The organism is Streptomyces sp. NPDC107538 (genome assembly GCF_055657445.1).
On the sequence record NZ_JBVKAY010000016.1, the window covers coordinates 138,193 to 152,388 of the forward strand.

Annotated in this window: 9 protein-coding genes; 3 read left to right on the forward strand and 6 right to left on the reverse strand. The window is 72.0% G+C overall.

Annotated features, from left to right (window positions below; all coding sequences use genetic code 11):
• Positions 1 to 13: 13 nt before the first annotated feature.
• From ACZ7MG_RS37050 to ACZ7MG_RS37060, 3 genes are all read right to left on the reverse strand, one after another.
• Positions 14 to 814 (reverse strand): S1 family serine peptidase, encoded by an 801-nt coding sequence (locus tag ACZ7MG_RS37050; RefSeq protein ID WP_471383679.1) that lies wholly within the window; start codon positions 812 to 814, stop codon positions 14 to 16.
• Between the two features lie 333 nt (positions 815 to 1,147).
• On the reverse strand, positions 1,148 to 4,006 hold the full coding sequence (locus ACZ7MG_RS37055) for a helix-turn-helix transcriptional regulator (protein WP_471383676.1): 2,859 nt from the start codon (positions 4,004 to 4,006) through the stop codon (positions 1,148 to 1,150).
• A gap of 256 nt (positions 4,007 to 4,262) precedes the next feature.
• The gene (locus ACZ7MG_RS37060; protein WP_471383673.1) at positions 4,263 to 5,138 is read right to left on the reverse strand and encodes a helix-turn-helix transcriptional regulator; all 876 of its coding nucleotides are present in this window, start codon (positions 5,136 to 5,138) and stop codon (positions 4,263 to 4,265) included.
• Between the two features lie 101 nt (positions 5,139 to 5,239).
• Between ACZ7MG_RS37060 and ACZ7MG_RS37065 the strand changes: the two genes are divergently transcribed.
• Positions 5,240 to 6,919: an AMP-binding protein gene (locus tag ACZ7MG_RS37065; RefSeq protein ID WP_471383670.1), complete on the forward strand. Its 1,680-nt coding sequence runs from the start codon at positions 5,240 to 5,242 to the stop codon at positions 6,917 to 6,919.
• On the forward strand, positions 6,916 to 8,505 hold the full coding sequence (locus ACZ7MG_RS37070; RefSeq protein ID WP_471383667.1) for an AMP-binding protein: 1,590 nt from the start codon (positions 6,916 to 6,918) through the stop codon (positions 8,503 to 8,505). Before ACZ7MG_RS37065 ends, ACZ7MG_RS37070 begins: the two co-directional genes overlap by 4 nt.
• 21 nt (positions 8,506 to 8,526) lie before the next feature.
• On the opposite strand, the gene ACZ7MG_RS37075 is transcribed toward ACZ7MG_RS37070, so the two are convergent.
• The gene (locus tag ACZ7MG_RS37075; protein WP_471383664.1) at positions 8,527 to 9,231 is read right to left on the reverse strand and encodes a hypothetical protein; all 705 of its coding nucleotides are present in this window, start codon (positions 9,229 to 9,231) and stop codon (positions 8,527 to 8,529) included.
• Positions 9,232 to 9,472: 241 nt separating this feature from the next.
• Between ACZ7MG_RS37075 and gcl the strand changes: the two genes are divergently transcribed.
• Positions 9,473 to 11,257 (forward strand): glyoxylate carboligase, encoded by a 1,785-nt coding sequence (gene gcl / locus ACZ7MG_RS37080; protein WP_471383661.1) that lies wholly within the window; start codon positions 9,473 to 9,475, stop codon positions 11,255 to 11,257.
• Between the two features lie 1,065 nt (positions 11,258 to 12,322).
• Here gcl and ACZ7MG_RS37085 read toward each other — a convergent pair.
• Complete coding sequence (locus ACZ7MG_RS37085) at positions 12,323 to 13,213, reverse strand: 2-hydroxy-3-oxopropionate reductase (protein WP_471383659.1); 891 nt, start codon at positions 13,211 to 13,213, stop codon at positions 12,323 to 12,325.
• A gap of 131 nt (positions 13,214 to 13,344) precedes the next feature.
• Entirely contained in the window at positions 13,345 to 14,184 is an 840-nt protein-coding gene (locus ACZ7MG_RS37090; RefSeq protein ID WP_471383657.1) for a TIM barrel protein, read from the reverse strand.
• Positions 14,185 to 14,196 lie beyond the last annotated feature (12 nt).

A 14,196-nucleotide genomic window follows, 5' to 3' on the forward strand; every position in this document is an offset into this window, starting at 1 on the left:
CGCGAGGCCTCGATCACGAGGCGATCTGCGCGGCCACCGTGTTGGAGAAGGTGGTCAGCCGGGTGTAGATACCGGGGTACTGCGCGTCGGCGCAGCCGTAACCCCAGGAAACTATGCCTGCCAGGACGCCCCCGATCATCAGGGGACCGCCGCTGTCGCCCTGGCAGGTGTCGACGCCGCCGGAGGAGTATCCGGCGCAGACCATGGAGCTGGCGACGAACTCCGAGCCGTAGGAGCTGGAGCTGCCGCAGACCGAGTTGGCCACGATCGGCACGGTCGCGGTGCGCAGCTGGTTGGAGGAGGAGCCACCGGACGACGTGGTGCCCCAGCCGATGATGCGGGCGGTGGTGCCGGCCGCGTAGACGCCGGTCTGCGAGGCGGAGACGTACGAGGTGCTGGTGTACGGCATCGACGTCGCCAGGGTGATCACGGCGACATCGCTGGTCATGGTGGAGCTGTTGTAGCTCGGGTGGATCCAGATCTTGCTGGCGCGGGCCACCGTGCCGTTCGTGCCGTTGCGGTAGGTGCGGCCACCGACGACGCGGATGCTGCTGGCGGTCTCGTCGACCAGACAGTGCGCGGCCGTGACGACCTTGGTGGCCGAGACCAGGGTGCCGCCGCAGAACTGGTTCTGCGAGGAGTCCGTGATCTGCATGACGTACGGGTACGCGCTGGCGGTGGTGGTCGTACCGCCGACGATGGGCTGGGGAGCGGCGACGGCGCCGGGAGCGGTGAGCAGCGCGGCGGCGGCGCCGGCGGCTGCCGTGGCCGCGGCGGCGATCATCGTCTTCTTGGCGCGGTTGAACCCGAACATGGTTCTCCTCATGGGGGGTTGCCGGTGGGGGACGCGCGGGTGGGGGGGGGAGTGCACAGAGCCTGCGGTACCGCCCCCGCTCGGGGGAGCCGAGCGGGGGCGGTGGGCCGGTCTGTGTGCCCTGGCGTGCGGCACGTCACAAAAAATAGGAGCCGCAGTGATCTCCTCCCAAGGGGGGATCCCCCTAGGGGAGTTGGGGAGGGAAAACCCTCGATGACCCCGGCCGGGGTTTGAGCCTAGGCTGGAGCCGCAAGGTGGCTGCGCGCACCCGTCCCCCCAAGCTCGCTGCGCGCACCTGTCCCCTGGAGGGGCTCGTCAGCCGGTCCGGGGAGGTCAGTTCGTACGGTGTCCCGCCGCCAGTCGCACGATGTCCACACGCGACCGGATGCCCAGCTTCCGGTAGACCCGCGTGAGTGTCGCCTCGACCGTCTTCACGCTGATGTACAGCCGGCCGGCGATCTCCCGGTTGGTCGCGCCCTCCATGACCAGCTCCGCGACCTGGCGTTCCGTCGCCGCGAGCACGGCGAGGGCGTCCAGTGCCGACGGGGCGATCGCGGGCTGCTGCACAGGCGCCGGGGCGACGGTGGCCTCCTCCACCTGCCGCAGCCACGGCAGGGCGCGGCAGCGCCGGAACAGCCGGGACGCCTCGTCGTACGAGCCGGGCCCGGACACGGGCGTCCCCCCTGGTCGAGCGTGACCGAGGGCCCCCGGCAGGGTACGCAGCCCCGCCAGGGCGAAGGCGGCCCGCGCCTCCTCCAGGCCGTAGCCCAACTTGGCGAGCCGGTCCTGAGCCGACGTCAACTGCCGTACGGCGGCGTCCTGTTCACCCCGCGCCGCGCGCACCAGCGCCTCGGCCCGGTCCAGTACGGCGAGCACGCTCTCCCGTCCGAGCCGCAGCGCCTGCTGCCGGGTGACGTCGATGACGTCCTGCGCCTCGGCCAACTCGCCCACCCGCACCAGCGCTTCGGCGAGATCCCCGTGCCAGCGCCCGCGCGCCGGGTCGTTGACCCCCAGCCCGTCCTCCAACTCCCTGACGCGCCGCAGGGATTGAACCGTCCCCGGCGCGTCCCCCGCCACCAGCCGGGCATGCCCGAGGGCGCCCAGGGCGCGGGAGAGGTACATCAGGTCGCCGTCCTGCTCGGCGCGCTCGGCGGCCTCGCGGGCGAGCGCCTGGGCCCGCTCGACGTCACCGCCGGCGGCCTCCGCGAGCGAGGTGAGCATCGCGGACGCGCCCTCGCCGATACCGGAGTCCCGGGCCAGCACATAGCCCTCGCGGGCCAGGTCCAGGGCCCGGCCGCAGTGCCCGGAGCGCAGCTCGGTCTCGGCGAGGAAGCGCACATAGTGCACCTCGCTCTCGACCATGCCGCGCCGGCGCACCTCACGCAGCAGCGAGGTGATCGTGGCGCGGGCCTCGCCGAGCTGGTCGCTCATCATCAGCCAGCGGAAGCGGGTCGCGCCCGCCCCGTTGTGATGGCAGGCGAGCTGCGGATCCTGCGGCTCCTTCAGCGCCCGTTTGATCGTCATGGGCGCGTCCGGGTGGCCCATGAGTATCTCGGCCTGCGCCTGGAAGGCGAGCGCGAGCAGCTCGGTGCGCCGGTCCTCGGCCCGCCCGGCGAGTTCCGCCGCCCGCGCGGCCTCCTCGCGGCTCTGGGCGAAGTCGCCCTCCAGGACGAGCGCCCGCCAGGCCAGCTGGTAGCGGACCAGGCCGAGCAGCCGCGGATCGTCGCCCGCGTCGGCGAGGACCTGCGGATAGACGGCGTCGACCTCGGCGAGCGACTGCCCGGCCGCGTCGATCACCACCATCCAGGCCCGGACCCGCTCGGCCGGTTCGGTGGCCCGGCTCAGCACCTCACGGGCGATGTCCCGGCCGAGGTCGTTCTCCCCGGCGGTCAGCGCGTCCTCGGCGGCCTGCAACCGCCGCTCGTCCGGACCCGGCACCGCGTCGGCCGGGGTGTGCCGGGCCGACAGCAGCCCCAGCTCGGCGGCGACCGAGGGCGCGCCCCGGTCCCGGGCCACGGCCGCGGCCTCGCCCAGCTGCCCGGCGACCTGCGGATCGGTGCCATGGGTGGCCAGCGCCAGATGCCGGGCCCGCTCGATGGGGTCGACGGCCGCCGTGGACAGCGCCGCGTGGGCGGCCCGCCGCTCCTGGGCGGTCGCCTCGGCGTACAGCGCGGCCGACACCAACGGGTGCGCGAACCGCACGCCGGGCCCCTCCCGCTCCGGCGCGAGCAGCCCCAGCTCTACGGCCTGCGCGGTCTCCGCCTCGGCGTTCTCCCGCCCGGCGGCGCGCAGCAGCGCCACCGTGGGCCGGGCACCGGCGCTGGCCACCAGCAGGGTGCGGCGGGCCTCGGCCGAGAGCATGTCCAGCCGGTTCAGCACCAGGGTCCGCAGTGAGGTCGGCACGGGCAGCGCCTCGCCCGGACGCGGCGGCGTCGGACTGTCGGCGAGGGCGCGGCCCAGCTCCAGCGCGAACAGCGGGTTGCCGCCGCTGGTGCGGTGGATGTCCCGCACGGTCGAGCGCGGCAGACCGGTGTAGCCGCGGTTCTCCAGCAGCTCCGCGACATGCGTCCGGGACAGCGGGGCGACCCGCAGGGCGAGGGTGTCCGGCGGGGACGCGCGTAGATACCTGTCCTGCTCGTGACCGTGGGGGTCCGTCGACGTACGTACGGCGCACAGCATGCGCACCGGCATCTCGCCGAGCCGCCGCGCGGCGAACCCGAGCAGCTCGACACTGGCCGGATCCAGCCACTGGAGGTCGTCCGCGACGATCAGCACCGGGCCCTTGGCGGCCAGCGCGCGCAGCGTCGACAGCACGGCCAGCCGGAGCGCGAGCCCGTCACGCTGGAGCGTGGACTCGCCACGGCCGGTGAGCGCGGACTCCAGCGCGGTGCGCTGCGGCGCGGGCAGCTGCTCGGACACCTCGTCCATGACCAGGCCGAGCAGATCGGTCAGCGCGAGGAACGGCAGATGCGACTCGGACTCGGTGGCCGAGCAGCGCAGCACCGTCCGTGCCGATTCGTCGTATTCGGCGGCCAGGGCGCGCAGGACGGTCGATTTCCCGATTCCCGCGGACCCGTGCACCAGCACGCTGCCGCCCCGAGACAGCTGCTCACGGGCCCCCGCGAACAGCTCCTCCCTGCCTATGACCAGGTCGGGGCGGGGTCTCCCAGGCTCCTTGAACTCCCGTCGCACGGGCCACCGCTCCCCTCAAGTGTCGTGTCCGGGCCAATATTAGGCGTCCAGTCTTTGAATTTCGGAACGTAGGCCCAGTGTGGGAAATAACAGGAAGGGTACGGCATAGGAAAATTCACATGCCGGTTACATGAATGGCCCCGAGGGCATCGCGCCCGTAAGGGGCGCGGGGAACTGCGCGATCAGCCACGACGGACCCGCAGGCCGAACCGGACAGGCACCCCTACGGCGCGACCCGGCCAAGCCCAGCGGAGCGCTACGGCAACGCCCCGGCCCGGCGGGCAGCCACCACCGCCTCCCACCGCGTGTGCGCCCCCAGCTTCCGCATGGCCGACCGAAGATACGCCTTCACCGTCTCCGGCCGCAGCCCCAACCGCTCCCCGGCCACCGCGTTGGTCGCCCCCGTCGCGATACACGCCAGCACATCCGTCTCACGCGGCGTGAGCGCCACCCGCGAGGCACCGCCCGTCCCGTCGGAGCCCTCCCCGCCCGCCACACCGGCAAGGCGCCCGCACACCCGCAACAGCTCCGCCCGCAGCTCCGGATCACCGATCCGCGGCGCGAGCGCGCGCAGCGCGCCATGCGCCTCCCGGACCTCCTCCCACGCCCCGGCCGAGCCCCCCTCGGGCGCCCGTGTCGCGGCCAGCAGACTCCGCGCCTCGTCCCGCACCACCAGCGCCTGCTCCATGTCCCGCGCCGCCTCCAGCGCCGCCCCGACCGTGCGGTCCCCCAGCGGCCGGGCCGCGCGGAGGGCGCCGTACAGCACCCCGCGCACCTGACGCCGTACGACGACGGGGACCGCGAGGACGGAGCGGATGCCCTCGGCGGCGACCGCGGCGTCGTACTCGTGGCTGATCTGGCGGGAGACGGAGTAGTCGGTCACCCAGCAGGGGCGGGCCAGGGCCACCGTCTTGCCACCGAGGCCGTTCCCGGAGTGCACGGCGAGGCCCTGGAGCGCGGTGGTCCGGTTGCCCTGGAGTTCGCTGATGCGCAGTTGCCCGGGGCCGGGCTCGACCAGCCCCGCGAAGGCGAGCGGCAGCCCGGTGACCCGGCGCAGCCGGTGCAGCGCGCCCCGCATGTCCGCCCGGCCGGAGCCGGCCGGTCCGACGGAATCCGAGGGATCCCCACCCATGAACTCGCCCCTTCCGCGCGGCGCACCCCCGTTCGGGGGTGGTGAGACGTGTATCACGCATTACACGATGTCAGGCAACGGTCCGGCAATGAGGAGGACACATGTCGGCGAGGACGAGCGCCACGGACGAGTTCCGGGCCGCCCGGGACTTCCTGCTGGCCCATCGTGAGGACTACGTCACGGCCTACGAGGGTTTCACCTGGCCGCGCCCGGAGTACTTCAACTGGGCGCTCGACTGGTTCGACGTGATCGCACGTGGGAACGACCGCACCGCGCTGCACATCGTCGAGGAGAACGGCACCGAGACCCGGATCTCCTTCGCCGAGATGTCCGAGCGTTCGTCCCGGGTCGCCAACCGGCTGCGGGACCGGGGTGTCCGCGCCGACGACCGGATCCTCGTCATGCTGGGCAACCAGGCGGAGTTGTGGGAGACCGCGCTCGCCGCGATGAAGCTGCGCGCCGTCGTCATCCCCGCGACCCCGCTGCTCGGCCCCGCCGATCTGCGCGACCGGGTGGAGCGCGGCCGGGTCAGGCATGTGATCGTCCGGGCCGAGGACGCGCCCAAGTTCGCGGACGTGCCCGGCCGTTACACCCGCACCACGGTCGGCGGCACGGTGGACGGCTGGCGGCCGTACGAGGAGGCCTACGCGGCCCCCGCCCGCTTCGAGCCGAACGGCCCGACCAACGCCGGCGACCCGCTGATGCTGTACTTCACCTCGGGCACCACGGCCCAGCCGAAACTGGTCGAGCACACCCATGTGTCGTACCCCGTCGGCCACTTGGCGACCATGTACTGGATCGGTCTGCAACCCGGCGACGTCCATCTCAACATCTCCTCGCCCGGCTGGGCCAAGCACGCCTGGTCCAACCTCTTCGCCCCGTGGAACGCGGAGGCGACCGTCTTCATCCACAACTACGCCCGCTTCGACGCGGGCCGGCTGCTCGCGGAGATGGAACGCGCGGGCGTCACCACCTTCTGCGCCCCGCCCACCGTGTGGCGGATGCTCATCCAGGCCGATCTGACCCAGCTGCGCACCCCGCCCCGTGAGGTGGTCGCCGCCGGTGAGCCCCTCAACCCCGAGGTCATCGAGCAGGTGCGCCGGGCCTGGGGCGTCGACATCCGGGACGGCTTCGGCCAGACCGAGACCGCCGTCCAGGTCTCCAACAGTCCCGGCCAGAAGCTGAAGACCGGCTCGATGGGACGGCCCGGCCCCGGCTTCAAGGTCGTCCTCCTCGACCCCGTCTCGGGCGCCCCCGACGCCGACGAGGGAGAGATCGCCCTCGACCTCTCCAACCGCCCCGTGGGCCTGATGACCGGCTACCACGGCGACCCGGACCGTACGGCCGAGGCCATGGCGGGCGGCTACTACCGCACCGGCGACATCGGCTCCCGCGACGCGGACGGCTACCTCACCTATGTGGGCCGCGCGGACGACGTGTTCAAGGCCAGCGACTACAAGATCAGCCCGTTCGAGCTGGAGAGCGCCCTGCTGGAGCACGAGGCGGTCGCCGAGGCGGCCGTGGTGCCCGCCCCGGACGAGCTGCGGCTCGCCGTGCCCAAGGCGTACATCGTGCTGGCGGCGGGCTGGGAGCCCGGCCCGGACACCGCGAAGGTGCTCTTCGAGCACTCCCGGACCGTCCTCGCGCCCTACAAACGCCTGCGCCGACTGGAGTTCGGGGACCTGCCGAAGACCGTGTCGGGCAAGATCCGCCGTATCGAGCTGCGCGAGGCCACCGCCGCCGGCTCGGACGCCGAGTACCGCGAGGAGGACCACCGATGAGCCTCCTCTCCTACACCCACGGCACCGGCGCGACCCCGCTCCTCGGCGACACCATCGGCGCCGACCTCGACCGGGCGGTCACGGCCTGGCCCGACCGCGAGGCCCTCGTCGACGTCCCGTCCGGGCGGCGCTGGACGTATGCGCAATTCACCGCCGACGTCGACCAGTTGGCGTACGCGCTGCTCGCGAGCGGTGTCGTCAAGGGCGACCGGGTCGGCATCTGGGCGGTCAACTGCCCGGAGTGGGTGCTCGTCCAGTACGCCACCGCCCGCATCGGCGCGGTCATGGTGAACATCAACCCGGCCTACCGCACCCACGAGGTCGAGTACGTCCTCAACCAGGCCGGCGTCTCGCTGCTCTTCGCCTCGCTCGGCCACAAGACCAGCGACTACCGGGCGATGGTCGAGGAAGTCCGGCCCCGCTGCCCGCGGTTGCGCGAGGCCGTCTACATCGGCGACCCGAGCTGGGACACGCTGGTCGCGCGCGGCACCCCGGTGCCGTTTCCGGAGCTGTCCTGCGACGACCCGATCAACATCCAGTACACCTCGGGCACCACCGGCTTCCCCAAGGGGGCCACGCTCTCCCATCACAACATCCTCAACAACGGTTACTTCGTGGGGGAGTTGATCGCGTACACGGAGAAGGACCGGATCTGCGTACCGGTCCCCTTCTACCACTGCTTCGGCATGGTGATGGGCAACCTGGCCGCCACCTCGCACGGCGCCTGCGTCGTCATCCCGGCCCCGTCCTTCGACCCGAAGGCCACCCTGGACGCCGTCCAGCAGGAGCGCTGCACCTCGCTGTACGGCGTACCGACGATGTTCATCGCGGAGTTGAACCTCCCCGGCTTCGCCGCGTACGACCTCTCCTCCCTGCGCACCGGCATCATGGCGGGTTCGCCCTGCCCGGTGGAGGTGATGAAACGGGTGGTCGCCGAGATGCACATGACCGAGGTCTCGATCTGCTACGGCATGACGGAGACCTCGCCCGTCTCCACCCAGACCCGGCGCGACGACGACCTGGAACACCGCACCGGCACCGTCGGCCGTGTGCTCCCCCACATCGAGGTGAAGGTCGTCGACCCGGCGACCGGGGTGACCCAACCACGCGGCACCGCAGGGGAGTTGTGCACCCGTGGCTACAGCGTGATGCTCGGCTACTGGGAGGAGCCCGAGAAGACCGCCGAGGCCGTGGACGCCGGACGGTGGATGCACACCGGGGATCTGGCGGTCATGCGTGAGGACGGGTACGTCGAGATCGTCGGCCGCATCAAGGACATGATCATCCGGGGTGGGGAGAACATCTACCCGCGCGAGATCGAGGAGTTCCTGTACGGCCACCCGAAGATCGCCGACGTCCAGGTGGTCGGCGTGCCGCACGAGCGGTACGGCGAGGAGGTCCTCGCCTGCGTCATCCCGCACGAGGCCGCCGAACCGCTCACGCTTCAGGAGCTGCGGGCCTACTGCGACGGGCGGTTGGCCCACTACAAGATCCCGAGCGCGCTGCGCCTGCTGGACGCCTTCCCGATGACGGTCTCGGGGAAGGTACGGAAGATCGAACTGCGGGAGCGGTACGCGGCGGGCTAGCCGCGCGCGTGCGCACGTCCCTCAGCTCTTCACGCCCGTCGCCACCAGCTCCGTCGCCGCGCCGTTCACCGGCTGTGGGGTGCCCGTGAGGTCCAGGACGAAGAGGGAGACGCCCAGGCCGTCGGCGCGGTCGCGGGCGTCGTTGCTGTATCCGGCGAGGGAGAAGTAGACGCAGTCGGTGGACTCGGTCATGGCGGTCAGCCATAGGCACTCGACGTCGCGCAGCGAGGCCGGACCGATCGAGGGGTCCACCTGGGCCAGGACGCCCCGCGCGGCCAGCCCGATCCCGGACGGCTGGCGCTGGTCGGCGCGGCGGATGTCCCGGTAGCCCAGCCAGCGCAGATAGAGCGCGACGGCGGTGACCGCGTCGCGGGCCGTGCGGATGGTGACGGGCCGGAAGGTCGCCCGGGGACCGCCGGGCACCCCGGCCGGCTCCAGAGCGCCGTCGGTGCTCAGCGGACGGAGCGCCCCGGCCACCGGCACCCGCAGCACCGTCCCGCAGGAGCAGCCCAGCTCCGGATGGGGCCACTGGTCGGCGCGGCCACAGCTCCCGCAGCGCACGGTGACCCAGTCCTCGTCCCAGGTGTGGTGGGTGACGGAGGTGGCGGCGGCGCGGTGGTTCAGGGTCGGGGCGACCGGGGCGCCGCACGCGCAGGGATAGGCCGGTGCGGCGTACTGATGTTCGCGCCCGCAGTCCGGGCACCGCACCGCCATGCTCTCGCTCATGCTCCCCACCCCACCGCCGAGTCACATCGAAAACGCCCCCTCATCGTCCTCCAGCACGTGCTGCCCCGGCAGGGAAACACCCTGAGACGCCCAGGTGGATTCCGCTGCCCGCGCCCTTGACGCCCCTTACCCCGCCCCCTACATTGCTTCCAGATAGCAGAAAACAATTTCCACATTACGGAAGTGCTCGCGGCGGGGCGCGACGGGAGCGCGAGTCCGGCAGCCGAAACAGGAGTACGCAATGGCTCGTATGACCGCTGCCCGCGCGGCAGTCGAGATCCTCAAGCGCGAGGGTGTCCGCGACGCGTTCGGTGTCCCCGGCGCCGCGATCAACCCCTTCTACGCGGCCCTGAAGGCCTCCGGCGGCATCCAGCACACCCTCGCCCGGCATGTGGAGGGCGCCTCGCACATGGCCGAGGGCTACACCCGCACCCACCCCGGCAACATCGGCGTGTGTATCGGCACCTCCGGGCCCGCCGGCACCGACATGATCACCGGCCTGTACTCGGCCATCGGTGACTCCATCCCGATCCTCTGCGTCACCGGCCAGGCACCCACGGCCGTGATCCACAAGGAGGACTTCCAGGCGGTCGACATCGCCTCCATCGCCGGGCCGGTCACCAAGATGGCCGTCACCGTGCTGGAGGCCGCGCAGGTCCCCGGCGTCTTCCAGCAGGCCTTCCATCTGATGCGCTCCGGCCGCCCCGGGCCCGTCCTCGTCGACCTGCCCATCGACGTCCAGCTCACCGAGATCGAGTTCGACCCGGACACCTACGAACCGCTCCCGGTCTACAAACCGGCCGCCACCCGCGCCCAGATCGAGAAGGCGCTCGGGCTGCTGAACGCCTCGGAGCGCCCGCTGATCGTCGCGGGCGGCGGGATCATCAACGCGGACGCGAGCGAACTGCTGAGGGAATTCGCCGAGTTGACCGGTGTCCCGGTCGTCCCCACCCTCATGGGCTGGGGCGTCCTGCCCGACGACCACGACCTGAACGCCGGCATGGTCGGCCTGCAGACCTCGCACCGCTACGGCAACGCGACCTTCCTGGAGTCCGACTTCGTCCTCGGCATCGGCAACCGCTGGGCCAACCGGCACACCGGAAAGCTGGATGTCTACACGGCCGGACGGAAGTTCGTCCACGTCGACATCGAGCCCACCCAGATCGGCCGGATCTTCGCCCCCGACTACGGCATCGCCTCCGACGCCAAGGCCGCGCTGGAGCTGTTCGTCGCCGTGGCACGGGAGTTGAAGGCCGAGGGCCGACTGCCGGACCGCTCGGCCTGGGCGGCCGACGCGCAGGACCGCAGGGCCCGCCTCCAGCGCCGTACGCACTTCGACGACATCCCCATCAAGCCGCAGCGCGTCTACGAGGAGATGAACAAGGCCTTCGGCCCCGAGACCCGGTACGTCTCCACCATCGGCCTCTCGCAGATCGCAGGCGCCCAGATGCTGCACGTCTACCACCCGCGCCACTGGATCAACTGCGGCCAGGCGGGCCCCCTCGGCTGGACGGTCCCGGCCGCGCTCGGCGTCGCCAAGGCCGACCCGGAGGCGTCCGTCGTCGCCCTGTCCGGCGACTACGACTTCCAGTTCATGATCGAGGAGCTGGCGGTCGGGGCGCAGCACCGCATCCCGTACGTCCACGTCCTCGTCAACAACTCCTACCTGGGCCTCATCCGGCAGGCCCAGCGCGCCTTCGACATCGACTTCCAGGTCAACCTGGAGTTCGAGAACGTCAACTCGCCCGAGCTGGGCGTCTACGGCGTCGACCACGTCAAGGTCGCCGAGGGCCTCGGCTGCAAGGCGATCCGGGTGACCGACCCGGCCGAACTGGGCGCCGCCTTCGAACAGGCGAAGAAGCTCGCGGCGGAGTACCGGGTGCCGGTCGTCGTCGAGGCGATCCTGGAGCGCGTCACCAACATCGCGATGTCCACGACGAACGACATCGGCAACGTCGTCGAGTTCGAGGAGACCGCGACGGAACCGGGGCATGCGCCCACGTCGATCAAGGCGCTGCGGGTCTGAGGCGGACGCCTTCGGCGACGGCCGGAGGCGGAGTGTGGAGTACGGAGTGCGGAGTACTGAGTACGGACGTCAGGGGCGGCTCATCCGGGGGGTGGGCCGCCCCGTCCCGCGCCCGTGATCCGCTCCCACGGGCGTGCTCGGAGGTGTACGCGCGCCGTTCTTGACGGGGGTGGAGGGGAAGCCTCGCGGCAGCGCGACCTCGCTCGACGCGAGCCGCTCTGTCGCGCCGCCGCACTCGGCCTCCCCCGTTTCCCGGTTCACCCCCGATCCCCGGGCCCCCGTTTCCCCCGATCCCCCGTGGGGCTTTCCCCCGTTTTCCCCCGTGCCCCCCGTTTTCCCCCGTGGGGCCTTTCCCCCGTCGAGGCCCGCCGCCCCCGTGCCGGCGGGCCTCGTGCTTCGAGAATGTGCCCTGAAGCAGGGGGAGTTGAAGCCCTTACACCCGGGTTCAGAGGTTGATTTGAGGGTTCCGTAGACGGTCTACGCACCGTTGCGTAGGCAGGAGGCCATGGCCGCGTGGAGGTGCCGGCGTACGAGAAACCGCTGGACCCGGGAGCCTCAGGGCTCCCGGGTCCGGCTGGGTCTCGGTGGGTCAGGGCGGCTCGGACCGCGGCGGTCGCGCGGCGCCGGTTCCGCGTCCCTCACGTCGAGACGCGGGCCGGAGCCTTCACCACCGCACTGGCGCGCGGGGCCGCCGCGGTCCGTGCCCTGCCCGCGGGTGTCCGACCCGCACCCCTCATCCGGGTCGGTCGGAAACGGTCGCGGGCGGTGCGTCCGGTGGCTGATGGGTGTCCACCAGGGGCCGGACGCCGATCGGGGGATGGAAGAGGATGGAAGTCGATGGACGAAGTTGATCGCGGGGGCGGGCCGTCCGCACACCCGGCGGCATCGGCCAGACCCTCACGCACCGTCGGGAGTCGTACGAACATCGCGAGGCGCCCGCCGACACACCTCAGGAAGTCGGCGTACCCGGAACGGTGAACGGCGGTTCCGGTCCGCGGCGGCACCTGGGCGCGACAGGACAGATGTCGGCGCCGCCACGGACCGGAAGTTCGGGGTGGTGCCGCCTCAGCCCTGCGCGCCGGAGAGACGCTCCACGGCCCGCAGCAGCGCCGAGTGGTCGAGACCGCCGTCGCCCTGGGCGCGCAGCGAGGCGACCAGCTGGGCCACCACGGCGCCGACGGGCAGGGCCGCGCCCACGGTGCGGGCGGCGTCGGTGACGATGCCCATGTCCTTGTGGTGCAGGTCGATGCGGAAGCCCGGTTTGAAGTCCCGGTTCAGGAAGTTGTCCTTCTTGCGGGTCAGCACGGTCGAGCCCGCGAGCCCGCCGTTCAGCACGTCGAGCGCGGCCGTCAGGTCCACGCCCGACTTCTCCAGGAAGACCACGGCCTCCGCGCACGCCTGGATGTTCACGGCGACGATCAGCTGGTTGGCGGCCTTCACGGTCTGCCCGGCGCCGTGCGGCCCGCACAGCACGATGGTCTTTCCGAGCGCCTCGAAGACGGGGGACGCCTCGTCGAAGTCGGCCTGTTCGCCGCCGACCATGATGGAGAGCACGGCCTCGATCGCGCCCGCCTCACCGCCGGACACCGGGGCGTCGAGCACCCGGACCCCCCTCTCCCTCGCGGCGTGCGCGAGGTCGATCGAGGTCCGCGGGGTGATGGACGACATGTCGATCAGCAGGGTGCCCGGCCTCGCGTTCTCCAGGATGCCGTCGGGGCCGTACGCGACGGCCTCGACCTGCGGGGAGGCGGGCACCATCGTGACGACCACGTCGGCACCGCGGACGGCCTCGGCGACGGAGGCCGCCGCGGTCCCGCCGGCGGCGGTCAGCCGGTCGAGCTTGTCCTGCTCCAGTGTGAAGCCCGTGACGTCGTAACCCGCCTTGATCAGGTTCTCGGACATGGGGGAGCCCATGATGCCGAGGCCTATCCACGCGATCTTGGGGAGCTTGCTCATGGTGAGGGTGCCTCTCTGACTGCTCTGCTACGGCGGTGGGGTGGGCGCACGGCGGTGAGGTCGCGCTCCGCGTCGGCGCGGCGGTGAGGTCGCGCTCGGCGTCGGCGTGGCGCTCGGTGCCGGGGTGGCGCTCAGCGCGCCGCGCGGGCCTCGCGGGGGAGCCACGCGAAGGCCTCGGCGCTCGGCCGGTCGCCCGGCTTGTACTCCAGGCCGACCAGCCCCTCGTACCCGGCCTTGCCCAACTGGTCGAGGAGGTCCTCCAGCGGGACGCTCCCGGTGCCGGGGGCACCGCGGCCGGGGTTGTCGGCGATCTGCACATGGCCGGTCTTCGCGGTGTGCTCGGCGATCACCTTCGGCAGGTCCTCGCCGTTCATGGACAGGTGGTAGAGGTCCATCAGGAAGCGCGCGTTGCCGAGGCCCGACGCCTCGTTGACCCGGTCCACGACGCCGACGGCGGCCGGGGCCGACACCAGCGGATACAGCGGTGACTCCACCTTGTTGAGGGCCTCGATCAGCAGGATCGCGCCGATCCGGTCGGCGGCGCGGGCCGCCAGGACCAGGTTGTCCAGGGCCAGCGCGTCCTGCTCGGCAGGGTCCACGCTGTCGACGCGGTTGCCGTACAGGGCGTTGAGCGCCGTACAGCCGACGGACCCGGCGAACTCCGCGGCCACGTCGATGTTGGCGCGGAACCGCTCCGCCTCCTCACCCGGGATCGACAGGGCGCCCCGGTCGGGTCCCGGAAGCACTCCGGAGTAGAAGTTCAGCCCGGTCAGCTGGACGCCCGCGTCCTCCAACGCGCCCCGCAGGGCGTCCAGTTCGGACCGCGCGGGGGTGGGGGAGTCGACCCAGGGCCACCACAGCTCGACCGCGGTGAAGCCCGCCGCGGCGGCGGCCGCGGGGCGCTCCAGGAGCGGGAGTTCCGTGAAGAGGATCGACAGGTTGACGTTGAAGCGCTGCTCCGCGAATCCCATGGGGTCCCAGAC